Annotated in this window: 18 protein-coding genes; 16 read left to right on the plus strand and 2 right to left on the minus strand. The window is 53.8% G+C overall.

The genetic code is table 11. The features are described 5' to 3' along the window. Nucleotides 1–3: 3 nt before the first annotated feature. The 4 genes from A6301_RS15575 (at nt 4) to A6301_RS15590 (ending at nt 4,702) form a co-directional block, all read left to right on the plus strand. Nucleotides 4–852 carry a sugar ABC transporter permease gene (locus A6301_RS15575; protein WP_107170880.1) on the plus strand — a complete coding sequence of 283 codons (849 nt, stop codon included), beginning with the start codon at nt 4–6 and terminating at the stop codon, nt 850–852. A gap of 35 nt (nt 853–887) precedes the next feature. Beyond that, on the plus strand, nt 888–2,105 hold the full coding sequence (locus A6301_RS15580; RefSeq protein WP_370642236.1) for an arabinogalactan endo-beta-1,4-galactanase: 1,218 nt from the start codon (nt 888–890) through the stop codon (nt 2,103–2,105). Nucleotides 2,106–2,145: 40 nt separating this feature from the next. Next, nucleotides 2,146–4,206, plus strand: a complete 2,061-nt coding sequence (locus tag A6301_RS15585) for a beta-galactosidase (protein ID WP_234258189.1) — start codon at nt 2,146–2,148, stop codon at nt 4,204–4,206. A gap of 154 nt (nt 4,207–4,360) precedes the next feature. After that, complete coding sequence (locus tag A6301_RS15590; protein ID WP_234258190.1) at nt 4,361–4,702, plus strand: glucose PTS transporter subunit EIIB; 342 nt, start codon at nt 4,361–4,363, stop codon at nt 4,700–4,702. Between the two features lie 464 nt (nt 4,703–5,166). On the opposite strand, the gene A6301_RS15595 is transcribed toward A6301_RS15590, so the two are convergent. Then, nucleotides 5,167–6,132: an aldo/keto reductase gene (locus A6301_RS15595; RefSeq protein WP_234258191.1), complete on the minus strand. Its 966-nt coding sequence runs from the start codon at nt 6,130–6,132 to the stop codon at nt 5,167–5,169. Between the two features lie 264 nt (nt 6,133–6,396). Here A6301_RS15595 and A6301_RS15600 point away from each other — a divergent pair, with 264 nt between their 5' ends. The 12 genes from A6301_RS15600 (at nt 6,397) to yegS (ending at nt 24,901) form a co-directional block, all read left to right on the plus strand. Next, nucleotides 6,397–7,587, plus strand: coding sequence for a NupC/NupG family nucleoside CNT transporter (locus A6301_RS15600; protein ID WP_304622722.1), 1,191 nt, complete (start codon nt 6,397–6,399; stop codon nt 7,585–7,587). A gap of 358 nt (nt 7,588–7,945) precedes the next feature. Next, nucleotides 7,946–9,178 carry an MdtA/MuxA family multidrug efflux RND transporter periplasmic adaptor subunit gene (locus tag A6301_RS15605; RefSeq protein WP_107170884.1) on the plus strand — a complete coding sequence of 411 codons (1,233 nt, stop codon included), beginning with the start codon at nt 7,946–7,948 and terminating at the stop codon, nt 9,176–9,178. Beyond that, nucleotides 9,178–12,300 carry an MdtB/MuxB family multidrug efflux RND transporter permease subunit gene (locus tag A6301_RS15610; protein WP_234258193.1) on the plus strand — a complete coding sequence of 1,041 codons (3,123 nt, stop codon included), beginning with the start codon at nt 9,178–9,180 and terminating at the stop codon, nt 12,298–12,300. Before A6301_RS15605 ends, A6301_RS15610 begins: the two co-directional genes overlap by 1 nt. Next, nucleotides 12,297–15,377, plus strand: a complete 3,081-nt coding sequence (gene mdtC, locus A6301_RS15615) for a multidrug efflux RND transporter permease subunit MdtC (RefSeq protein WP_234258194.1) — start codon at nt 12,297–12,299, stop codon at nt 15,375–15,377. The genes A6301_RS15610 and mdtC overlap by 4 nt, the downstream gene beginning before the upstream one ends. A 388-nt stretch (nt 15,378–15,765) precedes the next feature. Continuing rightward, on the plus strand, nt 15,766–17,187 hold the full coding sequence (locus A6301_RS15620; protein WP_234258195.1) for an MFS transporter: 1,422 nt from the start codon (nt 15,766–15,768) through the stop codon (nt 17,185–17,187). Nucleotides 17,188–17,194: 7 nt separating this feature from the next. Further along, nucleotides 17,195–18,562, plus strand: a complete 1,368-nt coding sequence (gene baeS, locus A6301_RS15625; protein ID WP_234258196.1) for a two-component system sensor histidine kinase BaeS — start codon at nt 17,195–17,197, stop codon at nt 18,560–18,562. A 36-nt stretch (nt 18,563–18,598) separates the two neighbouring features. After that, a complete protein-coding gene (baeR, locus tag A6301_RS15630) occupies nt 18,599–19,327 on the plus strand; it encodes a two-component system response regulator BaeR (protein WP_107170889.1) in 729 nt (242 codons plus the stop codon). 21 nt (nt 19,328–19,348) lie between these two features. Continuing rightward, nucleotides 19,349–20,002 (plus strand): Vat family streptogramin A O-acetyltransferase, encoded by a 654-nt coding sequence (locus tag A6301_RS15635; protein ID WP_234258197.1) that lies wholly within the window; start codon nt 19,349–19,351, stop codon nt 20,000–20,002. Nucleotides 20,003–20,056: 54 nt separating this feature from the next. Then, nucleotides 20,057–20,608: a GNAT family N-acetyltransferase gene (locus A6301_RS15640; RefSeq protein ID WP_234258198.1), complete on the plus strand. Its 552-nt coding sequence runs from the start codon at nt 20,057–20,059 to the stop codon at nt 20,606–20,608. A 249-nt stretch (nt 20,609–20,857) separates the two neighbouring features. Then, nucleotides 20,858–21,817 carry a glutathione S-transferase family protein gene (locus tag A6301_RS15645; RefSeq protein WP_234258199.1) on the plus strand — a complete coding sequence of 320 codons (960 nt, stop codon included), beginning with the start codon at nt 20,858–20,860 and terminating at the stop codon, nt 21,815–21,817. A 196-nt stretch (nt 21,818–22,013) separates the two neighbouring features. Beyond that, nucleotides 22,014–23,375: a tRNA 5-hydroxyuridine modification protein YegQ gene (gene yegQ / locus A6301_RS15650; protein ID WP_107170893.1), complete on the plus strand. Its 1,362-nt coding sequence runs from the start codon at nt 22,014–22,016 to the stop codon at nt 23,373–23,375. Nucleotides 23,376–24,001: 626 nt separating this feature from the next. Further along, nucleotides 24,002–24,901 carry a lipid kinase YegS gene (yegS, locus tag A6301_RS15655; RefSeq protein WP_107170484.1) on the plus strand — a complete coding sequence of 300 codons (900 nt, stop codon included), beginning with the start codon at nt 24,002–24,004 and terminating at the stop codon, nt 24,899–24,901. 28 nt (nt 24,902–24,929) lie between these two features. On the opposite strand, the gene psiE is transcribed toward yegS, so the two are convergent. After that, nucleotides 24,930–25,337 (minus strand): phosphate-starvation-inducible protein PsiE, encoded by a 408-nt coding sequence (gene psiE / locus A6301_RS15660; RefSeq protein WP_039492362.1) that lies wholly within the window; start codon nt 25,335–25,337, stop codon nt 24,930–24,932. Between the last annotated feature and the right edge of the window lie 121 nt (nt 25,338–25,458).

Here is a 25,458-nt window from a genome sequence, read left to right on the forward strand (position 1 = left end):
CAGATGAAAAAACATAGCGTTAAACGCCAAAATTTTATCAAACTTGGCCTGACCTACCTGCTGCTGACGATTGTGGCCATCATCATTATTTACCCGCTGATCTGGACGGTTGGTGCATCGTTAAATCCCGGCAGCAGCCTGCTCAACACCTCAATCATCCCGGATAACTTCTCCTTCATTCACTATGAGGAGCTGTTCAACGGCCAGATTGACTATGCCGCCTGGTACTGGAACTCGATGAAAATCAGCTTCCTAACTATGGTTCTGACGCTCATCAGCGTCAGTTTCACCGCGTATTCCTTCTCGCGCTTCCGCTTTCGCGGCCGTCAGAACGGGCTGATGCTGTTTCTGCTATTGCAAATGATTCCACAGTTCTCTGCCCTGATCGCCATCTTCGTACTGGCGCAGATGCTGGGGCTGGTGAACAGCCATATCGCCCTCGTACTGGTTTACGTCGGCGGTATGATCCCGATGAATACCTATCTGATGAAAGGCTATCTGGATGCCATTCCGAAAGATCTGGATGAGTCCGCGCGTATGGACGGTGCAGGCAACTTCCGCATCTTTATTGAGATCATTATGCCGCTGTCCAAACCAATCATCGCGGTCATTGCCCTGTTCTCGTTCACTGGCCCGCTGGGTGATTTCATTCTCTCCAGCACCATTCTGCGCACGCCGGATCAATACACGCTACCGATCGGGCTGTACAACCTGGTCGCACAGAAAATGGGCGCTAGCTACACCACCTACGCCGCCGGAGCCGTGCTGATCGCGGTGCCGGTCGCCATTCTTTATCTTTCATTGCAAAAATACTTTGTCTCCGGCCTGACGTCTGGCGGAACCAAAGGATAATTACTCAACATCTGTACCTATTCCAGGAACGTAAAATGAAAATGAAAAAACGCGTACTGATGGCCGCCATGTTGGCAACTGGCCTGTTGACCTTCTCCCTGCCGCAAACCCTGTATGCCGCAGAAAATGTGACGATCAATAAGTTGACGAATGTCCCTGCCGATTTCATTAAAGGCGCGGATATCTCCATGCTGAACGAGGTGGAAAAGCACGGCGGAAAATTTTATGACGAGCATGGCAAACAGAAAGACGCCATGCTGATTCTGAAAGAGAACGGGATTAACTATATCCGTCTACGCATCTGGAACGATCCGAAAGATGCTGCGGGCAACGGCTATGGCGGCGGCAACAACGATCTGGCCACCACGCTGGCGCTGGCTAAACGCGCCAAAGCGAACGGTATGAAAGTGCTGCTGGATTTTCACTACAGCGATTTCTGGACCGATCCGGCTCACCAAAACAAGCCTAAAGCGTGGTCAGGCCTCAACGTGGAACAGCTCACCACTGCCGTACATGACTACACTAAAGCCACGATTAGCGAATTTCAAAAAGCGGGCGTCATGCCGGATATGGTGCAGATCGGTAACGAACTGAACGGCGGGATGCTGTGGCCAGAAGGAAAAAGCTGGGGCCAGGGTGGCGGCGAGTTCGATCGCCTCGCGGCGCTGCTAAAAGCCGGCATTCAGGGCGTGAAGGACGTACAAGGCGCGAATAACGTCAAAATCATGCTACATCTGGCAGAAGGCACCAAAAACGATACCTTTATCTGGTGGTTTGATGAAATCGTCAAACGCAATGTTCCATTCGATGTCATCGGTGCCTCATTCTACACCTACTGGAACGGCCCTATCAGCGCGTTGCAGTACAATATGAACGACGTCACCAAACGCTACAATAAAGACATCATTGTGGTTGAAGCCGCCTATGCCTACACGCTCGAAAACTGCGATAACGCGGAAAATAGCTTCCAGCAGAAAGAGCTGGATGCGGGCGGCTACCCGGCTTCCGTTCAGGGTCAGGCCAATTACCTGCACGATTTGATGCAAAGTGTCATCAACGTGCCCAATCAGCGCGGCAAAGGCATCTTCTACTGGGAGCCTATCTGGCTGCCGACCCCCGGCGCAACCTGGGCCACGAAAGCTGGCATGAAATACAACAATGACGAATGGAAGGAAGGCAACGCACGGGAAAATCAGGCGCTGTTCGACTGCAAAGGCAACGTACTGCCTTCCATCAAAGTATTTAAGCCGTAAACCGCATTCAACACGTCGACAACCCGTTTAGGAGAGAACGATGTTCAAATTTCCCCCGCTAAGCAGCAAGGTGCCTGTTCTACTGCATGGTGCTGACTATAACCCTGACCAATGGCTGGATGACCCAGAGGTACTGGAAAAAGACATTGAGATGATGAAGCAAACTCAGTGCAACGTCATGTCAGTGGGGATTTTCAGCTGGTCCGGGCTTGAACCGGAAGAAGGTCGTTATGAATTTGGCTGGCTGGACGGCATCCTCGATACGTTGTATGCCAATGGGATCTTCGTTTTTCTGGCAACACCCAGCGGTGCCCGCCCGGCCTGGCTATCGCAGAAATACCCTGACGTGCTGCGCGTGGGCAGCAACCGCGTACGGGCGCTACACGGCGGTCGCCACAATCATTGCCTAAGTTCGCCGAACTATCGCGAAAAAGTAAAACAAATGAACACCCAGTTGGCAAAACGCTACTCGCACCATCCTGCGGTGATCGGCTGGCATATTTCTAATGAATACGGCGGCGAGTGCCACTGCGATACCTGTCGCAGCACCTTCCAAAGCTGGCTGAAAGCACGCTACGGCACGATAGACGCGTTGAATAAAGCGTGGTGGAGCACCTTCTGGAGCCATACCTATACCGACTGGTCGCAGTTAGAACCGCCATCACCCATCGGTGAAGTCTCTATCCACGGTCTGAATCTGGACTGGAAACGCTTTAACACCTCACAGGTCAGTGATTTCTGTGCGGCAGAAATCGCACCGCTCAAAGCCGAAAATCCGTCTCTGCCAACCACGACGAATTTCATGGAATACTTCTATGATTACGACTACTGGCAGTTAGCGAAGGTGATCGACTTCATCTCCTGGGACAGCTACCCGCTGTGGCATAACGCGGAAGATGACTGCACGCTGGGTGCCTACACCGCGATGTATCACGACCTGATGCGTACGCTAAAAGGCGGCAAGCCTTTCTACCTGATGGAGTCAACGCCGAGCCTGACCAACTGGCAGCCGATCAGCAAACTGAAAAAGCCAGGCATGCATATCCTGTCTTCACTTCAGGCTGTCGCACACGGGTCAGACTCCGTGCAGTATTTCCAGTGGCGTAAGAGCCGCGGTTCCGTCGAGAAGTTCCACGGTGCCGTCGTCGATCATGTCGGGCATATCAACACCCGCGTTGGGCGCGAAGTGCAGGAGTTGGGTGACATCCTCAACAAACTCGCCCCAGTGGCAGGCAGTCGGGTGGACGCCAAAGTCGCTATCATTTTCGACTGGGAAAGCCGCTGGGCGATGGATAACGCTCAAGGGCCGCGCAACGCAGGGCTGTTCTACGAAAAAACCGTCACTGAGCATTACCGTACGTTCTGGGAGCAAGGCGTGGCGGTGGACATCATCAACGCCGATGTCGACCTCAGCGGCTATCAGGTCGTCATTGCACCAATGCTTTACATGGTGCGCGATGGCTTTGCCGAACGTGTCGATGCCTTCGTCAAACAGGGCGGCCGCTTCGTCACCACCTACTGGTCTGGCGTCGTCAACGAAACCGATCTCTGCCACCAAAACGGCTTCCCTGGTCCGCTGCGTCCGATCATGGGGATCTGGGCGGAAGAAATCGACGGGCTGTACGATCATGAAAGCAACAGCATCAGCGGTCTGGACGGTAACGAGCAACGCCTGATCGGCCCGTATCAGGTCACCCACCTGTGCGAGCTGATTCATCTGGAAGGCGCGCGGGCGCTGGCGACCTATGACAGCGACTTCTATGCCGGACGCCCGGCCGTTACGGTCAATGATTACGGCAAAGGACAGGCTTACTACATCGCATCGCGCAACGATCTCGCTTTCCAGCGGGATTTCTTCACCACGCTGATACAAACGCTGGATCTACCGCGCGCGCTGCCAATCGATCTGCCTTACGGCATTGTCGCTCATCGTCGTGATGACGGGGAAAGCGAGTTTATCTTCGTTCAGAATTACACGGCAACGCCGCAGCACATTACGCTGCCTGCCGCCTACGAAGAAATGACCACGGGTAGCACGCTTTCAGGGTCTATCGACCTGTCAGGCTACGGCTGCCGGATTCTACGCCGCGCATTACAGTAAAGATTCATGCTGGTCAGTTAAGTATCGCAATACTGATAGGGCACCGGTGATGAGCGTTTCGACGAAACCTCATCGCCGTGTGTCGCCTAACAGTAATGTCAGGTGAGCGGCATTATCATACGCACGCTGATAAACAAACGAAGAGGTGACTACGATGGGCAAGATTCACAATTTTCGGAAATTGTTCGCATCAATGTTGGGTAAGCAAATTACCGAAATTGAAATCGCTTCACCGTTAGACAAAGAGAATTTGCAGCAGTTGGTGAACGCCTTTGGCGGCAAAGAAAATATCGTCAGTCTGGATGCCTGCATCACCCGCCTGCGGGTTGAGGTTCACAGCCTGCGACTGGTCAACAGCGACAGCCTGCAAAAACTGGGGGCTATCGGCGTGATTATTGTCGGTCATCAGGTACAGGCCATCTTCGGCACCCAGTCGGATAACCTACGCAAAGAGCTAGCCGCCTGGTTTGAGGATGATGGTGCAGAAGCGCGGTAGCGGTTTTAGACCTGCTTGGTCAAAGTCTCTATGCCACTATTGAGGCAGTTTCGTGCGCGATAATAATGTTGTGAATGTACGAATACCGTTATCCGGCGTAAAAAATTATGCAGCGGTGGGCTTGACCGCCGAGTGAGCGACAGGACGTCGCGAAAACCAGTGCCGCGTCGGACAAAAACGTCAGAGACGTTTTTGAACAGCACTTGTGCTGACCCGAAGGGTGAGCCCCATTATTTATGGGGCGAGTAAACGCGTCACTGGTGGCTCGATTAGCGGTCATGAACACCGATGGGACCGCGTAGCGGCATAATTCCCGCCAAAAGCCGGGGTTCACAGGGGGCTGGCGAGCCCCCTGTGTCGGGCGCGTGCTACGAGGTAGCATGAAAATGGCGATACTATGGCGCACGAAACCGTTCCCCCGTTCGCATTAATATAAAAGTGTGACGAAGAAAGCCGCTTCCTAATTAATAACGACTCGCACGATCCAGCAACTCAATATCTTCTGCTGGCAGCACCAGCCGCGTCGCGCCTGCGAGTTCAGCGACCTGCTCCAGAGACGTCGCACTGGCGATCGGGGCAGTGATGCTCGGACGAGCGATCAGCCAGGCCAGCGCAACCTGCGATGGCGTCGTTTGATGCGCATGCGCCACGCTATCCAGTGCTTCCAAAATGGTGCGACCACGCTCGTTCAGGTATTTTTCCACTACGCCCTGCCCGCGCGCACTTTTCGACGCATCCTTCGGCTGACGATACTTGCCTGACAGAAACCCGCTGGCCAGCGAATAATAGCTAATAACGCCAACCCCTTGCTCACGCACCAGCGGTTCAAGCGCGGCCTCATACCCTTGCCGATCGTACAAATTGTATTCCGGTTGCAGGGTTTCATAGCGTGCCAGATGGTTGGCTTTGCTGACTTTCAGCGCTTCAGCCAGACGCGCAGCGCTGTAGTTGGACGCCCCAATCGCGCGTACCTTGCCCTCTTTAATCAGCGCATCAAACGCGGCCAGCGTTTCTTCCAGCGGCGTTTCCTTGTCGTCAGTATGTGCCTGATAGAGATCGATGTAGTCGGTTTGCAAGCGCTGTAATGAAGCCTCGACCGCCTGACGAATATAGCCAGCAGATAGCCCTTTCTTGCCATCACCCAAATCCATGCCGACTTTGGTGGCAATAATCACCTTGTCGCGCTGACCGCTTTTTTTCAGCCAGTTGCCGATGATCGTTTCGGATTCACCACCTTGATTGCTGGGTGCCCAGCGTGAGTAAACATCGGCGGTATCAATGAAATTCAGCCGATGCGCCACGAGTGCATCCAGCAGACTAAATGACGTCGCCCGATCGACCGTCCAACCAAAAACATTACCACCAAACGAAAAAGGCGGGACCACAATGCCTGAACGACCAAGCTCACGTGAGGTATCTGATACTGACATAATCACTCTCCTTTTGAATCATGCAGAAAACATCATAAACAGGCTCGCCAACCCGCAACCTTAAAGTCGGGCAATACAACTTTCTATGTAGGATAAGAATAATGAATGAACAGAAAGACCCAAATAACGAGACTTAGCATTTAGTTTAGATAAAATCCGAAGGTATAATTGTTTTTTTGCGTTCTTCCTCTCATTTTTAGTGCACGCGTTACATAAAATGACGTGGAAAATTTGGCCTGCCTCATATTCGGAGCACACATGTCCTTGTCCCATATCGCGCAATTTGTTCTGGCGCTGGTTGTTGTTACGGCGCTGTCGCTACTCGCCTGCCGCGATCGTAAAAGCATTCGTATTCGTTTTATTATTCAGCTACTCGTCATCGAAATTCTGCTCGCCTATTTCTTCCTGTACTCAAACGTTGGGTTAGGTGTGGTCAAAGGGTTCGCAGCAGTCTTCGACAAATTACTCGGATTTGCAGGCCAGGGGACGGACTTCGTATTCGGTGACATGGTGAATAGTGAGAAGAACCTGATTTCCTTCTTCTTCAAAGTGCTCTGCCCTATCGTCTTCATTTCTGCGCTGATCGGTATTCTGCAATACATTAAAGTGCTGCCAATCATCATCCGCGCCATTGGTACAGTGTTGTCCAAAGTGAACGGTATGGGCAAACTGGAATCCTTTAACGCGGTCAGTTCACTGATTCTTGGTCAGTCCGAAAACTTCATTGCCTATAAAGATATTCTGGGCAAGATGTCCGAAAAACGCATGTACACCATGGCCGCTACCGCGATGTCCACCGTGTCAATGTCCATCGTCGGCGCGTATATGTCTATGCTGGATGCCAAATTCGTCGTTGCCGCGCTGATTCTGAACATGTTTAGTACCTTCATCGTGCTGTCACTGATTAACCCTTACAAAGTCGGTGAAGAGCCGGAATTGCAGTTGGGTAATCTGCATGAAAACCAGAGCTTCTTTGAAATGCTGGGCGAATACATTCTGGCAGGCTTCAAAGTTGCCGTGATCGTGGCGGCCATGCTGATCGGTTTCATTGCACTGATTGCCGCAGTCAACGCGATTTTCAGCGCCATTTTTGGTATCAGCTTCCAGGAAGTCCTTGGCTACGCGTTCTACCCATTCGCCTGGATCATGGGTATCCCGTCTCATGAAGCGCTTCAGGTTGGTAGTATCATGGCAACCAAACTGGTTTCTAACGAATTTGTCGCGATGCTGGAACTGCAAAAAGTGGCAGGCGAACTGTCTCCACGCAGCGTGGGCATCCTGTCTGTGTTCCTGGTGTCCTTCGCCAACTTCTCGTCTATCGGTATTATTGCGGGCGCGATTAAAGGCCTGAATGAGCAGCAAGGTAACGTGGTTTCCCGTTTCGGCCTGAAGCTGGTTTACGGTTCCACACTGGTGAGCATCCTTTCTGCATCTATCGCGGGTCTGGTGCTGTAACCCTTCATCACGTTATAAAATCCTTATCCCAGTCCGGCAGTCTTACACTGCCGGATTTTTTTTCCTACAAACCCTGACACATCTTCCATATTTCCTTCATTTTTGTCCGGCATCCCCTGTTTAAACTAGTAAAATGCGGCCATTGGCTAATGTTGATCGCTTAAGCCTCATTTTAGGAGAAACACGGGGATGAGGTTCCCGCAGGGAAACCTCGCTCAGTGTATCTCGGTTCTTAAACGATCGGCACGTGGCCATTGGTCCAATAACACGCTGAGTATGACAGCCAACGCACATGCAGCGTGAAGTATGACGGGTAGATCGTGCTTCCCGCGCAACCTGGAGAGAGTAATCCACCACTATGAATGCTAAACGTATCCGAGGCCTGCTGGTACTTGCCGCCGTTATTGCTATTGCCGTACTGATCTGGCGCCACTTTACCCAGACGTCGCCTGCCGCACCCGGCAAGAGTGAACAGCACGCCGCCCGTACGTCAAATTCGGGTAGCAGCAGTGGTGGTGGACGCAGGGCGGCCATGCGCACGCTGGCTCCCGTACAGGCTGCGCTGACGCAATCTGCCTCTGTACCTTATTATCTCTCCGGTTTAGGCACAGTAACGGCGGCCAATACCGTGACGCTACGCAGTCGGGTGAACGGGCAACTGATGGCGCTTCACTTTCAGGAAGGGCAACAGGTTAAGGCGGGCGATCTCCTGGCAGAAATCGACCCCCGCCCGTTTCAGGTTGAACTGACGAAGGCACAGGGGCAGTTGGCAAAAGATCGGGCCGTTCTGGCTAACGCTCAGCAGGATTTAGCACGCTATCAGCAATTGGTGAAAACCAACCTGATCTCCCGTCAGGAACTGGATACGCAGATCGCCGCCGTGCGTCAGGCGGAAGGCACGCTAAAAGCCGATGACGGTGCCGTAGCCAGCGCACAGCTCCAGTTGGATTACAGCAAAATTACCGCACCGATCAGCGGCCGGATCGGTTTAAAACAGGTCGATGTGGGGAATTACATCACCAGCGGCGACACCAATGGCATTGTCGTGATTACACAGACGTACCCTATCGATGTCGTCTTTACCGTACCGGAAGCGGAAATCTCCACCATTATTAGCGCGCAGAAATCAGGTCAGCCGCCCGTGGTAGAAGCCTGGGATCGCGCCAATCAGAAGAAACTCTCGCAGGGTAGCCTGCTCAGTATGGATAACCAGATCGACACCACCACCGGTACGATCAAGCTCAAGGCGCGTTTTGATAATCTGGATGATGCCCTGTTCCCGAATCAATTTGTGAATATCCGCATGAAGGTCGATACGCTGCAAAACGCCGTTGTTGCCCCCTCCGCTGCGGTGCAAATGGGCAATGAAGGCCGCTTCGTCTGGATTTTGAATGATAAGAACGAGGTCAGTAAACGTCAGGTCACGACCAGTATTCAGTACGGCCAGTTGGTCGTGGTCACTGCCGGACTGGATGCCGACGTGAAGGTGGTCACTGACGGTATCGATCGTCTGACCGAAGGAACCAAAGTGGAAGTCGTTCCCTCTACGCTGACGGAGAAAACGCCTGCAATCTCTGGGGAGAAATCCTGATGCAGGACACCGTTCCAGCCAGCGGAGGCGGGCCGTCACGCCTGTTTATTCTGCGCCCCGTCGCAACGACGCTGTTGATGTTCGCCATTCTGTTGGCCGGTATTATTGGCTATCGGGCACTGCCCGTTTCAGCGCTGCCCGAGGTTGATTATCCGACGATTCAGGTTGTTACCTTGTATCCTGGAGCCAGCCCCGACGTGGTGACCTCGGCGATTACCGCGCCGCTGGAACGGCAGTTCGGCCAGATGTCCGGGCTAAAACAGATGTCGACGCAGAGTGCAGGCGGCGCATCCGTCATCACGCTTCAGTTCCAGCTTGAACTGTCGCTGGATGTCGCGGAGCAGGATGTACAGGCCGCCATTAATGCGGCCAGCAATCTGTTGCCAAGCGATCTGCCCTATCCACCCACTTACAGCAAAGTGAACCCGGCTGATCCGCCCATTATGACGCTGGCCGTCACCTCCACCGCAATGTCGATGACACAGGTGCAGGACATGGTGGACAACCGGATCGCGCAAAAAATTTCGCAGGTCGCGGGCGTCGGGCTGGTGTCGTTAGCCGGTGGCCAACGACCGGCCGTGCGGGTAAAGCTAAACGCGCCGGCGCTGTCGGCTTACGGCCTGACCAGCGAGACCATTCGCACCGCGATTACCGCCGCCAACGTGAACTCCGCCAAGGGGAGTCTGGATGGTCCAACGCGTTCGGTGACGCTCTCCGCCAACGACCAGATGAAATCCGTTGATGACTACCGCAAGCTGATTGTTGCGTGGAAAAATGGCGCACCGGTACGGCTTCAGGATGTTGCCACTATTGAACAGGCCGCCGAAAATATTCACCTCGGTGCCTGGGCGAATCGGCAGCAGGCGATCATTATTAACGTTCAGCGCCAGCCGGGTGCCAACGTCATCACGACCACGGATAGCATTAACAAGATGCTGCCCGCGTTAAAAGCCAGCCTGCCGAACTCTGTGGATGTCACTACGCTAACTGACCGCACCACCAGCATTCGCGCCTCAGTAAAAGACGTCCAGTTCGAGTTACTGCTGGCTATCGCACTGGTTGTGATGGTGATTTACCTGTTTTTGCGTAACGCCGTTGCCACACTGATCCCGAGCATCGCCGTGCCGCTGTCGCTGATCGGCACCTTTGCCGCCATGTATTTCCTCGGCTTTTCCATCAATAACCTGACGTTAATGGCGCTCACCATCGCCACGGGTTTCGTGGTAGATGATGCCATCGTGGTGATCGAAAATATCTCCCGGTATATCGAAAAAGGGGAAAAACCGCTTAACGCGGCGCTGAAAGGGGCGGGAGAAATCGGCTTCACCATCATTTCTCTGACCTTCTCACTCATCGCCGTGCTGATCCCATTGCTGTTTATGGGTGATATCGTCGGACGCTTGTTCCGCGAGTTTGCCGTGACGCTGGCGGTGTCCATCTTGATTTCTGCCGTCGTGTCGCTCACGCTCACCCCGATGATGTGCGCACGGATGCTAAGCCATCAGTCGCTGAGTAAACAGAACCGTTTTACTCGTGCCAGTGAGCGTTTCTTCACCCGTCTGATCAATGTCTACGGCATCTGGCTACGCAAAATACTCAATCATCCGTGGCTAACACTCAGCGTCGCACTGGGTACGCTGTTGCTCACTATCCTGCTCTATATCTGGATTCCGAAAGGCTTCTTCCCGCTACAGGATAACGGCATCATTCAGGGCACCGTACAGGCACCGCAGACGGTCTCGTTCAGCAATATGGCTGACCGCCAACAGCGCGTCGTCTCCATTATCATGAAGGACCCCGCGGTAGAGAGCGTTTCCTCGTATGTCGGCGTTGATGGGACGAATGCCGCACTGAACAGCGGTCGACTGCAAATCAACCTGAAACCGCTCAGTGAACGCAGTGAGCGTATTCAGGCGATCATCAGTCGCCTGCAACAGCAAACAGCCCAGATTCCCGGTATTCAACTGTATCTGCAACCGGTGCAGGATCTCACCATCGACACCCAGATTAGCCGCACGCAATATCAGTTTACGTTGCAGGCAATGTCGCTGGATGAACTGAGCGTCTGGGTGCCGAAGCTGATGACCGAACTGAAAAAGCTACCGCAGCTAGAGGATGTCAGCAGCGACTGGCAAGACGGTGCCGCAGTCGCCTACGTCAACGTCGATCGCGACAGCGCCAGCCGTCTGGGCATCACCATGTCTCAGGTCGATAGTGCGCTGTATAACGCTTTTGGTCAGCGTCTGGTTTCCACCATCTATACGCAGGCCAGCCAATACCGCGTTGTGCTGGAGCACGATACGACCCACAATACCGGTCTGGACGCATTGAACGACGTGCGCCTCATCAGCAGCGACGGCGGCACCATTCCACTCAGCAGCATCGCCACGATTGAAGAGCGGCAGGGACCGCTGGCAATCAACCATATCGACCAGTTCCCCTCGACAACGATCTCTTTCAATGTCGCCAGCGGCTATGCACTGGGCGAAGCGGTTGATGCCATCACGCAGGCTGAACAACAGATGAACCTGCCCGCGGATATCACGACCCGTTTTCAGGGCAGTACGCTGGCGTTTCAGTCGGCGCTGAGCAGCACCGTGTGGCTCATCGTTGCGGCGATTGTCGCGATGTACATCGTGCTCGGCGTGCTGTACGAAAGCTTTATTCACCCGATCACCATCTTGTCTACGCTGCCAACGGCGGGCGTCGGTGCGCTGCTGGCGCTGATGATGGCGGGGAATGAGCTAGATGTGATCGCTATTATCGGGATCATCTTGCTCATCGGGATCGTGAAGAAAAACGCCATCATGATGATCGACTTCGCGCTAGCGGCGGAGCGAGAACAGGGCATGACACCGTATGACGCTATTTATCAGGCCTGTCTGCTGCGTTTTCGACCGATTCTGATGACCACGATGGCCGCCCTACTCAGTGCGCTGCCGCTGATGCTGAGCACTGGCGTCGGCGCGGAACTGCGCCAGCCGCTAGGGGTCTGTATGGTCGGTGGCCTGATCATGAGCCAGATTCTGACGCTGTTTACGACACCGGTAATTTACCTGCTGTTTGACCGTCTGGCAGCGCGCTTCCGTCGTGCACCGCGTCAGGAGGAAGAAATCGAGTGAAGTTCTTCGCCCTGTTCATCCACCGCCCCGTCGCCACCCTGCTGTTGACGTTAGCCATCGCGCTCTGTGGCGTATTAGGTTTCCGCCTGCTGCCGGTATCCCCGCTGCCACAGGTGGATTTCCCAGTGATCTCGGTCAGCGCCTCGCTGCCCGGCGCATCACCGGAAACCATGGCCTCTGCCGTCGCGACACCGCTGGAGCGTGCGCTCGGTAGAATTGCAGGCGTCAACGAAATGACGTCCACCAGCTCGCTCGGTAGTACGCGCGTCATTCTGGTGTTTAACCTCGACAGGGATATCAACGGCGCGGCGCGCGATGTTCAGGCGGCCATCAACGCCGCGCAGAACCTGCTGCCGTCCGGTATGTCCAACCGCCCGACTTACCGTAAGGTCAACCCATCCGACGCACCGGTCATGATTCTGACGCTGACCTCGGATACCTACAGCCAAGGTCAACTGTACGATTTCGCGTCCACCCAGTTGTCACAGAAAATCTCGCAGATGGAAGGCGTTGGCGATGTCTCCATCGGCGGAAGTTCGCTCCCCGCCGTGCGCGTGGCGCTGAATCCGGTGGCGTTATTTAACCAAGGCATTTCCCTGGATGACGTACGACAGACCATCGCACAGGCAAATGTGCGCCGACCGCTGGGGAATGTGGAAAACAGTCAGAGAAGTTGGCAGATACAAACCAACGATGAGCTCAAAACTGCCGATGCTTACGCCCCACTGATTATCCACTACAACAACGGCGCCGCCGTTCGCCTGAGCGACGTCGCCACGGTGGAAGATTCCGTGCAAAACGCGCGCAATGCAGGGATGGCGAATGCGAAGCCTGCCATTCTGGTGATGATTCGCCGCGCGCCGGATGCCAACATTATTACCACGGTAGACAACATCCGTGCTGCGATGCCGGAACTGCGCGCCAGCCTGCCTGCCGAAATACAGTTGGATGTCGCACAGGATCGTTCCCCCACGATTCGCGCCTCGCTGGCAGAAGTCGAGCAATCGCTGCTGATCGCCGTCGCGCTGGTGATTCTGGTCGTCTTCCTGTTCTTACGCTCCGGGCGGGCAACCGCTATTCCGGCACTCGCCGTTCCCGTGTCACTCATTGGCACCTTCGCTGCCATGTATCTGTGTGGCTTCAGCCTGAATAACCTGTCGTTGATGGCGCTCACCATTGCTACTGGTTTTGTGGTGGATGATGCCATCGTGGTATTGGAAAATATTTCCCGCCACATCGAAGCGGGAATGAAGCCGCTCCAGGCATCGCTTCAAGGGGTCAGAGAAGTGGGGTTCACGGTGTTATCCATGAGTCTGTCGCTGGTGGCGGTGTTCATCCCGCTGCTGTTGATGGACGGCCTGCCGGGGCGACTATTCCGTGAATTCGCCGTAACGCTGTCGGTGGCGATCATGATTTCCCTGCTGATCTCGCTCACGCTCACCCCCATGCTGTGCGCACGACTGCTGCGTGCCGTGCCCAAACGCAGCCAGCCGCGCACACGGGGTTTTAATCGTGTATTGCTCGCCATGCAGCAAGGCTACGGGCGATCGCTGAAGTGGGTACTCAACCATGCTCGCTGGGTTTTGTTGCTCCTGCTGGGCACCATCGCACTCAACGTCTGGCTGTACATCAGTATTCCGAAGACTTTTTTCCCGGAACAGGATACAGGCAGGCTGATGGGCTTTATTCAGGCTGACCAGAGTATTTCTTTTCAGGCCATGACGGTGAAGCTCCAGAATTTCATGACCATTGTCAGCAGCGATCCTGCGGTGGATAACGTGAACGGTTTTACGGGGGGATCGCGAACCAACAGCGGCTCGATGTTTATTTCGCTTAAGCCGCTGTCCGAGCGCGATGTTTCCGCACAGCAGGTAATTAGTCGTCTGCGCGTCAAGCTGGCCAAGGAACCCGGCGCCAATCTGTTTTTAATGCCAGTGCAGGATATCCGTATCGGCGGACGGGAATCGAGCGCCGGGTATCAGTACACGCTCCTGTCTGATGATTTGAGCGAACTGCGAACCTGGGAGCCAAAGATTCGTGCTGCTTTCAGCAAACTGCCTGAGCTGGCCGATGTGAATTCCGATCAACAGGATAAAGGCGCAGAAATGGCGTTAACCTACGATCGTGATGCGATGGCACAGTTAGGCATCAACGTCTCTGCCGCCAATGCATTGCTTAATAATGCCTTCGGCCAGCGTCAGATTTCGACCATTTATCAACCGTTAAACCAGTACAAGGTCGTGATGGAAGTAGACGATGCCTACACGCAGGATGTCAGTTCACTGAACAAGATGTTCGTCATCAATAACGACGGTAAACCCATCCCACTTTCTTATTTCGCCAGTTGGAAGCCGATCAACGCACCGCTGTCGGTGAACCATCAGGGGCTATCTGCCGCGTCAACCATCTCTTTTAACCTGCCTGAAGGTACCGATCTTTCCACGGCGACAGCGGCGGTAGAAAGAACCATGACGTCACTGGGCGTGCCGTCCTCGGTACGCGGTCAGTTCTCCGGTACGGCGCAGGCGTTCCAGCAATCACAGTCTTCCCAGCTGTTGCTGATTCTGGCGGCGATTATCACGGTGTATATCGTGCTGGGCGTGCTGTATGAAAGCTATGTGCACCCACTGACGATTCTGTCTACCCTCCCCTCGGCGGGCGTGGGCGCTCTACTGGCGCTAGAGTGGTTTGGCGTACCGTTTAGTCTGGTGGCACTGATTGGTATCATGCTGTTGATTGGGATCGTGAAGAAGAATGCGATCATGATGGTGGATTTCGCGCTGGTGGCACAGCGCAGCGGCAAGCTGAACGCACGGGACGCCATTTTTCAGGCCTGCCTGCTACGTTTCCGCCCGATTATGATGACCACATTAGCCGCATTGTTTGGCGCACTGCCGCTGGTGCTGACCAGCGGTGACGGTGCAGAGTTGCGTCAACCGCTCGGCATCACGATTGTCGGCGGGCTGGTGATGAGCCAGATCCTCACGCTGTATACCACCCCGGTGGTATACCTGTTTTTCGACAAGCTGAGGAATATTCGGCGCAAAGCCCCGGAGAAGGATTTGTCACTGTCGTGATAATAATCAATATGTTATTTCAGGGGAGGTTTCGTGCGCTTAGCATTTTCCTTGGCGTAAATTATGCTGAGGGAAAGGCAGACTCTCGGATAAGCGGCATGGATGCCGCGCAAGCCGATGCCGCGTAGGGAACGCGTCAGCGGCGGTCCGCAAAGAGGATGCTTTTCCCGAAGGTACCGCAAAGCGGCATAATTTCCCGCCAAAAGCCAGGGTTCCAAGGGCGACGGCAATTGAGCCGCCCTTGGTCGGGCGCGTTCGGAACGCTACTAGAAAAACGGTGATGCTTGAGCGCACGAAACCTCTCCAAAATATTTAAAAACACCACGTGCAATGTGAGGACACCACCAACTATGCCGAATATATCCAACAATCCAGAGGGTCATGGAAGATGACCCAACCAGCTTCCGTCCGCTGGCAGCTCTGGATTGTTGCCTTTGGCTTTTTTATGCAGACGCTGGATACCACCATCGTGAATACCGCGTTGCCTTCGATGGCCGCGAGTCTGAATGAAAGCCCGCTGCATATGCATTCGGTGATTGTTTCCTATGTGCTGACCGTCGCAGTGATGCTGCCCGCCAGCGGCTGGTTGGCGGATCGTATCGGCGTGAAAAACATCTTTTTTGCCGCAATTCTGCTGTTTACACTGGGGTCGCTGCTGTGCGCCCGTTCGGAAACATTAGACGAATTGCTGGTTTCCCGTGTGATTCAGGGCATTGGCGGCGCGATGATGGTGCCGGTAGGACGTCTGACGGTGATGAAGATCGTCCCGCGCGATCAATATATGGCGGCAATGACCTTCGTGACGCTGCCCGGCCAGATCGGCCCATTATTGGGGCCCGCGCTCGGCGGTTTTCTGGTGGAATACGCCAGTTGGCACTGGATTTTCCTTATCAACCTGCCGGTTGGCATCATCGGCGCGCTGGCAACCTGGTTTCTGATGCCCAACTACACCATGCAAACTCAGCGCTTTGATATCAGCGGTTTCGTTTGGCTTGCCGTCGGTATGGCGACGCTGACGCTGGCGTTGGATGGTAACCGTAGTCTCGGCATTCCGCCGATTGCCATTTTTGCGCTGATTGCCATCGGGCTTATCGCACTATTAAGCTACTGGCTACACGCCCGTCATAACGAACGGGCGCTGTTCAATCTGCGTTTGTTCGACACCCATACTTTTTCTATTGGCCTCACCGGTGGGCTGCTGGCTCGCATCGGCAGCGGTATGTTACCGTTTATGACACCGTTATTTTTGCAGTTGGGAATGGGGTTTTCCCCGTTCCATGCCGGGCTGATGATGGTGCCAATGGTACTTGGCAGCATGGGAATAAAACGCGTGGTGGTGCAGATCGTCAATCGGTTTGGCTACCGCAACGTGCTGGTCGCCTCGACGTTATTGCTGGCGCTGGTCACGGCGCTGTTTGCGCTGGTCACGGCGCTGTTTGCGCTGGTCGCACTGATGCAATGGATCTGGATGATCCCGGTGGTGCTGTTCTTCCTCGGTACGGTGAATGCCATTCGCTTCTCCACCATGAACACGCTGACGCTGAAAGATCTGCCTGATTCCCTCGCCAGCGGCGGCAATAGCCTGCTGTCGATGACCATGCAGCTCTCCACCAGCCTGGGGGTGAGCATCGCGGGTATTCTCTTAGGCATGTTTTCTCAACCGCACATCGCCGCAGAAAGTGGGACAACCCACACGGTATTTCTCTACACCTATCTCAGCATGGTCGTCATCATCGCGCTGCCAGCGTTGATTTTTAATCGTGTCCCACCTGACACCGTAAAACAGTCAACGCTACCGCGTAAATCGTGAGGTCGTTATGAAATTCGGAATCACCGCCAAACTGTTTCTCGCGATTTTCGCCACCTGCATGCTGGTGCTGGTAACCATGCACTGGGGTGTGCGTGTCAGCTTTGAACGCGGCTTTATCGACTACATTAAGCGCGGCAATGAACAGCGGGTTATGCAGCTGCGCGATGCGCTGGCAGAGCAATATCAGTTGCACGGCGATTGGTCATTCCTGCGCAATAATGAGCGTCTGGTGTTCAAGATGCTGCATTCTGTGGATCAGAACAGCGACACCGACAACAGCATGCAGGGATGGCGGGTACGTCTTTGGGTACTGGATAACAGTAAACGCAAACTGTTCGGATCGCCGGCACCTATACCCAATGAAGGCACCTGGCAGCCCATTCAGGTACAGAACCAGACCGTCGGCTGGATTGTCGCCTCCCCCGTTGAACGCCTGACCCGTAACGCCGACATCAGTTTCGATCAACAGCAACAACGCACCAGTTGGCTGATTGTGGCGCTATCGATGTTGCTGGCTATCATCGCCGCCTGGCTGACTGCACGTGGCCTCCTCGCCCCCGTCAAGCGACTGGTCAACGGCATGCACAGTTTAGCGTCAGGAGATTTCAGCACCCGCGTGACGGCAAGCTCGCACGATGAGCTGGGCAGGCTGGCACAGGATTTCAATCAGCTTGCCAACACGCTGGAAAAAAATGAACAGTCTCGCCGCGCGTTTATGGCTGATGTATCCCACGAGCTGCGTACGCCGCTGGCAGTGCTGCGCGGTGAATTGGAAGCCTTGCAGGATGGTGTACGCAAGCCCGACGCGCACTCTCTGCATTCGCTTCAGTCGGAAGTCGCAACGCTCACCAAACTGGTAGACGATCTGCACCAGCTCACCTTGTCCGATCGCGGGGCGCTGGCCTACCGCAAAACGTCCGTAGACGTTGTGCAAACCCTGCATATTGCTATCGCTGCATTTCATGCACGTTTCCAAAAAAAGCAGATCGCGCTCACCACCGATTTACCCGGTCAGGCTGACGTTTTTGGTGACTCAGATCGGTTAAGTCAGTTATTTAATAATTTGCTGGAAAATAGCCTGCGCTATACCGATGAACAGGGCCAATTGACCATTTCACTGGTTCAGCGACATAGGTGCTGGGCTATTATCTGGCAGGACAGCGCCCCTGGCGTAACCGATGAGCAACTCACACTGATTTTCGAGCGTTTCTATCGGGCGGAAAGCTCGCGCAACCGCGCCAGCGGTGGAGCAGGTCTGGGGCTGGCTATCTGCAATAATATCGTTGAGGCACATAGCGGACGGCTGTATGCTGAACATTCGCCATTAGGGGGAGTGATGATTACCATAGAGCTTCCATCGCACGTTCCTGATTAAACGCCACGCTAAGCGAAACTGAAGATAAACAGAACCATGACAACCGCACCCGATTTCGCTATGACGTCACCCATTTTGATCGTCGAAGATGAGCCCAAGTTGGGGCAACTGCTGGTAGATTACCTTCAGGCCGCAGACTATGCCACGCACTGGCTGCCAAATGGCAATGACGTCGTTGAGTGGGTGCGACAGCATTCTCCTTCACTCATTCTGTTGGATTTAATGCTGCCGGGCTGTGACGGCCTGACCCTCTGTCGCACCATCCGTCAGTTTTCCAACGTGCCAATTATCATGGTCACCGCCCGTAGTGAAGAGATCGACCGCCTGCTGGGGCTGGAAATTGGTGCCGATGACTATATTTGTAAGCCTTTCAGCCCGCGTGAAGTCGTCGTGCGCGTCAGAACGCTACTGCGCCGCTGCGGCTGGCAGAACGACGGCCTGAAAGCCGCAGAGAAAAGCGAAACAGCGCTGTTGATTGATAAAAGCGGCTTTCAGGCCAGCTATCTGGGGCAGAACCTTGACCTGACGCCCGCGGAGTTTCGTCTGCTCAAGACCCTCTCCACTGAACCGGGCAAAGTGTTTTCACGCGAGGCGCTGCTGGATAAGCTTTACGACGATTATCGTGTCGTGACCGATCGCACCATCGATAGCCACATCAAAAACCTGCGCCGCAAACTAGAACAGCTGGATGAAGAAACCTCATTTATCCGCACGGTATACGGCATCGGCTATCGCTGGGAAGCCGCACCCTGCAATGAGGTATAAATCCAATCGTCTTATGATGTTATGGAGCCTAATTTGAACGGACCCGATCCTGATAACCGCTACCCGATGGCCGGTTTCCCCCAAGTGTGTTTTATCAAGAATATTGTCGCCAACCCGAATATTAACGTTGGCGACTACACCTATTATGACGATCCCGACGGCGCGGAAAATTTCGAAAAAAATGTGCTTTATCACTATCCGTTCATCGGCGATAAATTAATCATCGGTAAGTTCTGCGCTATCGCGCGTGGTGCAAAATTTATCATGAACGGGGCTAATCATCGGCTTTCCGGCCTGTCGACTTATCCATTCCAGATTTTTGGCAACGGTTGGGAAAAAGTAACACCTAAACCAGAAGATTTACCTTACAAAGGCGACACCGTGATCGGCAATGATGTCTGGATTGGCTATGATGCGCTGATCATGCCCGGTGTTCATATCGGAAATGGTGCCATTATTGCCTCACGCGCCGTGGTCACCGCCGATGTGCCTGCCTATACGGTCGTCGGCGGCAATCCGGCAAAAATCCTTAAAGCCCGTTTTGCGCCAGACGTCATCAATACACTGGAAACGCTGAGCTGGTGGGACTGGCCGATAGAAAAAATCACACGCCATCTGGATATCATCGCAGCGGGTGATATTGACGCACTGCAAGCCAGCCATCAGTCAGAATAACCGCCTTTCATTACCCACCAATCCATTTCCCACGAAGAAGAGGCTTTCACGATAATGACTGCGCTATTTTCCGAAACCACCAAAATCGAAACACCTCGCCTACTGCTACGCCCGCTCTATCGTGATGATGCACCTGCACTGTTCGTTTTTATGTCCGACCCGGTCGTGATGCGTTTCTGGAATCACCCACCCTGGCAGCACATCGAGCAGGCGCATGACGCGATTGACGAATACTGGAGCGCGCTGTGCGCCGGGCAATATATGAAGCTGGGTCTGGAAGCCAAAGCAAGCGGCGAACTGATCGGCACCTGCGTACTGTTCAATCTTGAAATTGGCTCTAAACGCGCAGAGATTGGCTACTGCCTGGCAGCAAGCGCACAAGGAAAAGGCTATATGGCGGAGGCGCTCTCTGCCCTGCGGGATTTTGCCTTTGAAACGGCGGGTCTAAGCCGATTGGAGGCCGAAATCGATCCCCGCAATGTGGCTTCAGCCAAATCGCTGGAACGACTGGGATTCACGCAAGAAGGGTTATTAAGGCAGCGTTGGATCGTAGACGGCGAAGTGTCTGATTCTGCGCTCTACGGCTTGCTGGCGGCAGAACGTTAATCGCCATTTTCCTATGCCAGTCAAAAATACTGTCCGACTTAATGAAAATTTTGTCATTTTTTCTTTTCCCACGGCTGTTACCATTTCAAGCCTACAATAATGACAGGTATCCATCCGCATCCTATGCGGGTACAGGTCACCTGCAACACCATTGATTTTTTAACGCCATTGATTTTGAAAACAACGGTTTTTCCAAGCCATTGTTCTTCAAAAAAATGGGGCTTAAAAACAATAGACAGGGGAAAATGTATGTCAGGTTTAGTTGATGGCAAATGGGTTAACGGCGATGTCGCGGCAGAAGAGATCAAAAATGGCGCGTTCCACCGTGAAGAGACCAAATTTCGGCAAACCGAGCTGGTGCCAGAGGCTGGGCGTTACCAGCTTTTTGTTTCTTATCTCTGCCCGTGGGCATCGCGCACGCTGATTTTCCGCAAGCTGAAAGGGCTGGAGAACATCATTTCGCTCTCGGTTGCCAACCCACGTATCGCCGATAACGGCTGGGAATTTGCAACGCCGCAGGATGCTGGCGAGCACGTGGGGGAAATTCACTATCTGCACCAGTTGTACACCGCCAGCGTGCCCGACTATACCGGAAAGGTGTCGGTGCCTGTGCTGTGGGATCGGGTAGAAGGCCGTATCGTTAACAACGAATCGGCGGATATCATCCGTATGCTGAACAGCGAATTTAACGATCTGACAGGCAACCACCTCGATTTCTACCCGTCTGAACTGCACGGTGAGATCGACCATTGGAACGAAACCGTGTACCACAACGTCAATAACGGCGTATATAAAACCGGGTTTGCTAAAACGCAGGAACACTATAACGATGCGGTCACCACGCTCTTCGCCACGCTGGACGAGCTGGACGAGCATTTAGGCAGCCATCGTTACATGTTGGGCGATACGCTGACCGAAGCCGACTGGCGTCTGTTTGTGACGCTGATACGTTTTGACGTGGCCTACCACGGCGCGTTCAAATGTAATCTGAAACGCATTGCCGACTATCCGCACTTATCAAATTACCTGCGCGAACTGTATCAGTGGCCGGGCATTGCGGAGACGGTCAATATCGACCATATCAAAGCGGGTTATTACGGTATTGCCTGGCTGAACCCGACACAGATTGTGCCGGTTGGCCCACAGGTTGATTTATACCAGCCACACAACCGCGACACCCTCGGCACATCCCGTATCGCCACGCGTTAATACGGTGAGATCTGGCCTGCTCGGTTTACGGCAGGCCATTCTTTATTTAGGTCAAAAAAAATTGATTTACGTCAAACAATAGGCCCACGTTTCGTGTGTCGTCTACTGCAATTTCCCCCTATTAGCGCTAGAATCCTCCGCCTTTACTGCTCCCACCGCGGAGCAGCCTGACTTGTGATCAGAATCGAGAGATACCATGTTTAAACCGGAACTGCTTTCTCCGGCCGGTACGCTGAAAAATATGCGCTACGCCTTTGCCTATGGCGCGGACGCGATTTATGCCGGTCAACCTCGCTATAGCCTGCGCGTACGCAATAACGAATTCAACCATCAGACGCTGGCGCAAGCCATTAACGAAGCGCATGAACTGGGCAAAAAATTCTACGTGGTCGTTAACATCGCACCGCACAACGCCAAGCTGAAAACCTTCCTGCGTGACCTGCAACCCGTAATCGAAATGGGGCCGGACGCGCTGATCATGTCCGATCCGGGCTTGATTATGCTGGTGCGCGAAAACTTCCCACAGATCGACATTCACCTTTCCGTTCAGGCCAACGCAGTCAACTGGGCGACGGTGAAATTCTGGCAGCAGATGGGGCTGACTCGCGTGATTCTGTCCCGCGAACTGTCGCTGGAAGAGATTGCGGAAATTCGTCAGAACGTCCCGGACATGGAACTGGAGATCTTCGTTCACGGTGCGCTGTGCATGGCCTACTCTGGCCGCTGCCTGCTGTCCGGCTACATCAACAAACGCGACCCAAATCAGGGAACCTGCACCAACGCCTGCCGCTGGGAATATAAGGTTCAGGAAGGTAAAGAGGACGAGGTCGGGAACATCGTCCATCAGCACGAACCTATCGCGGTGAAAAACGTTGAACCCGCGCTGGGCATCGGCGAACCGACCGACAAAGTCTTTATGCTGGAAGAAAATCTGCGTCCCGGCGAGTACATGAGCGCATTTGAAGACGAGCACGGCACCTACATCATGAACTCCCGCGATCTGCGTGCCATTCAACACGTTGAGCGCCTGACGCAGATGCAGGTCCATTCGCTGAAGATCGAAGGTCGCACTAAGTCATTCTACTATTGCGCCCGTACCGCACAGGTGTATCGCCGCGCCATCGACGATGCCGTCGCGGGCAAGCCGTTCGACCCAACATTGCTGGAAACGCTGGAAGGTCTGGCGCATCGTGGCTATACCGAAGGTTTTCTGCGCCGCCACGTGCACGAAGATTACCAGAACTACGACTACGGCTATTCCGTTTCCGATCGTCAGCAGTTTGTCGGCGAATTCACTGGCGTTCGCCGTGATGGGCTGGCAGAAGTCGAAGTGAAGAACAAATTTTCCTGCGGCGACAGCGTGGAAATGATGACGCCAAACGGCAATATTCAATTCACCATCGAATCGATGCAGAATGCCAAAGGCCAACCGACCGAGGTTGCGCCGGGTAACGGCCATATCGTTTATCTGCCGGTGCCGGATGATGTCTCGCTGGACTACGCCCTATTGCTACGTAATTTGCCGGGCACTACCACGCGTAACCCTAACGCGGAATAAATCAGTCATATCGCCGGATGCCCTGACCATCCGGCGATGCCCTCTCAAGGCAGCGCGTTCTCACGGAATGTCCCCCATCATCACCGCTCCTCTGCCACAAATAAGTACGCTAATAGCCTGTGGGTATCGTTACAAAGCTCAGGGTTTTTAACGAATATTAGAAACAGATCACATCAATTCGCTGGTCTTGTGGTTAGTATTGCGTCGCTGAGAAAACATAGAACGAAAAATAAGCGTAGTGATACTACTAGGAACCACCTCCTTGGCCAGCTCAATCTCCCTTGAGCTGGCTTTTCTTTTTCTTCCGCCCACGTATTTCCCCACCGCACATATACCCTAAATAATTCGAGTTTCAGGCAGGCGGCAAGAGAAGGCATCCCGATGAGCTTACTCAGGTAAGTGATTCGGGTGACAAATCTGCCGGGAGCAGATTTGAACGCTGCTTGCAGCGGCCCTTTAGGGCGAGGCCCACGACGGGCCGAGTATTTAAGTGCTGCCAACGCACATGCAACTTGAAGTATGACGGGTATATTCACCGACTCTTCTGATATCTGCCTACCAATTTAGTGTCTATGATTAACTGCAACGTTTCTGTATTAACAACATCGCAGCCAGAGAAAGACGACATGGAAAAAAATCCAATCACCCTGCTGATTTTGAATGGGAAAAGTGCGGGTAATGAAGAACTTCGCGAAGCCATCGGTGAGCTACGCAAAGACGGCTATACGCTGCATGTCCGCGTGACCTGGGAATACGGTGATGCGAAGCGTTACGTGGAAGAGGCGATCCAGCTCAACGCGGATAATGTGATCGCTGCCGGAGGCGATGGCACCGTCAATGAAGTCGCTGCGGCATTGGCCGTACAGCCGGAAGCGGTGCGTCCGTGTCTCGGGATTGTACCGTTAGGCACGGCCAACGATTTCGCCACCAGTTGTCAAATTCCGATGGAGATGCACAATGCGGTGACGCTGGCGATAAAAGGCCGTGCTACTGCGATTGATATCGCCAAAGTGAACGACACGCACTATTTCATCAACATGGCGACGGGCGGGTTCGCGACGCGCATTACCACGGAAACACCAGCCAAAATGAAAGCGGCACTGGGGAGCGCTTCTTACGTGCTACACGCGCTCTTTCGTATGGACATGCTGCAAGCCGAACGCTGTGAAATTCGCGGGCCGGATTTTCACTGGGAAGGCGATACGCTGGTTATCGCGGTGGGGAATGGCCGTCAGGCTGGCGGCGGACAGGAACTTTGCCCGGAAGCGCTGATTAACGATGGGTTGTTGGAACTGAGCGTACTATCGGCAACCGAGTTACTGCCCAATATGCTTCAGGCCTGGTTTACTGGCAGCGAAAACCAGAACATGATTTCCGCTACCCTACCCTGGCTGGAGATCACCGCGCCAGACGATATGACATTTAATCTGGACGGCGAGCCGCTCACCGCCAAACGATTCCGCATTGAGGTGCTTCCCGCAGCGATTCACTGTCGGCTACCGCCTCAGTGTTCGCTGCTGGAATAGCGGCGCGTTTTAACTATTTCTGTTTCTATTATTCCCGCTTCAGGCGATTACTGTTTGCCAGATACAGCGTCACAACCAGCAGCAGGATCGCCGCGGAATAGACCAGCGTATCCGACGGGCTTTTGTGATCGACAATAATCAGGCGAATGATGGCGGTGATGCCGATGTAGATAAAATAGCGCAGTGGGAAGTGATAGCCGGACTGGAAATACTTCACGATCAGCGCAATAAACTCAAAATAAAGGAAATAGATCACGATGCCTTCTATCAGCTGATAGGAGGAATCTTTCTCGTTGGAGATCAACAGCACCTTCGCCAGATGAAACGTTTCCTTGACTAAAAAAATCACCAGAATAGTCGCCAGCGCCAGCAGGCCGATATTGAGTATCGTCTGAAGCGCCTTGGCAGCCATTGCACTGCGAGCAGAACCTGCCATATGTTATCCCCACATCCTATTTCACATTAACACCAAGATTTCACAGCAAAGTAACCGGACGTTCACTCACTGTCTATGCCGAAGACGCTTAATTTACTTTGAAATTACTGGCAAATGTGTC

It is taken from the genome of Pectobacterium sp. IFB5596 (assembly GCF_021432585.1).
In the GTDB taxonomy this organism is placed as follows: Bacteria; Pseudomonadota; Gammaproteobacteria; order Enterobacterales; family Enterobacteriaceae; genus Pectobacterium; species Pectobacterium punjabense.

What these genes read in the sequence shown, in the direction of transcription:
- A6301_RS15620 (WP_234258195.1), top strand. Translation starts at nt 15,766, where the DNA reads ATGACCCAACCAGCTTCCGTCCGCTGGCAGCTCTGGATTGTTGCCTTT.
- A6301_RS15585 (WP_234258189.1), top strand. Translation starts at nt 2,146, where the DNA reads ATGTTCAAATTTCCCCCGCTAAGCAGCAAGGTGCCTGTTCTACTGCAT.
- baeR (WP_107170889.1), top strand. Translation starts at nt 18,599, where the DNA reads ATGACAACCGCACCCGATTTCGCTATGACGTCACCCATTTTGATCGTC.
- A6301_RS15605 (WP_107170884.1), top strand. Translation starts at nt 7,946, where the DNA reads ATGAATGCTAAACGTATCCGAGGCCTGCTGGTACTTGCCGCCGTTATT.
- A6301_RS15575 (WP_107170880.1), top strand. Translation starts at nt 4, where the DNA reads ATGAAAAAACATAGCGTTAAACGCCAAAATTTTATCAAACTTGGCCTG.
- A6301_RS15580 (WP_370642236.1), top strand. Translation starts at nt 888, where the DNA reads ATGAAAATGAAAAAACGCGTACTGATGGCCGCCATGTTGGCAACTGGC.
- A6301_RS15595 (WP_234258191.1), bottom strand. Translation starts at nt 6,132, where the DNA reads ATGTCAGTATCAGATACCTCACGTGAGCTTGGTCGTTCAGGCATTGTG.
- yegQ (WP_107170893.1), top strand. Translation starts at nt 22,014, where the DNA reads ATGTTTAAACCGGAACTGCTTTCTCCGGCCGGTACGCTGAAAAATATG.
- A6301_RS15635 (WP_234258197.1), top strand. Translation starts at nt 19,349, where the DNA reads ATGGAGCCTAATTTGAACGGACCCGATCCTGATAACCGCTACCCGATG.
- baeS (WP_234258196.1), top strand. Translation starts at nt 17,195, where the DNA reads ATGAAATTCGGAATCACCGCCAAACTGTTTCTCGCGATTTTCGCCACC.
- yegS (WP_107170484.1), top strand. Translation starts at nt 24,002, where the DNA reads ATGGAAAAAAATCCAATCACCCTGCTGATTTTGAATGGGAAAAGTGCG.
- psiE (WP_039492362.1), bottom strand. Translation starts at nt 25,337, where the DNA reads ATGGCAGGTTCTGCTCGCAGTGCAATGGCTGCCAAGGCGCTTCAGACG.
- A6301_RS15640 (WP_234258198.1), top strand. Translation starts at nt 20,057, where the DNA reads ATGACTGCGCTATTTTCCGAAACCACCAAAATCGAAACACCTCGCCTA.
- A6301_RS15590 (WP_234258190.1), top strand. Translation starts at nt 4,361, where the DNA reads ATGGGCAAGATTCACAATTTTCGGAAATTGTTCGCATCAATGTTGGGT.
- A6301_RS15645 (WP_234258199.1), top strand. Translation starts at nt 20,858, where the DNA reads ATGTCAGGTTTAGTTGATGGCAAATGGGTTAACGGCGATGTCGCGGCA.
- A6301_RS15610 (WP_234258193.1), top strand. Translation starts at nt 9,178, where the DNA reads ATGCAGGACACCGTTCCAGCCAGCGGAGGCGGGCCGTCACGCCTGTTT.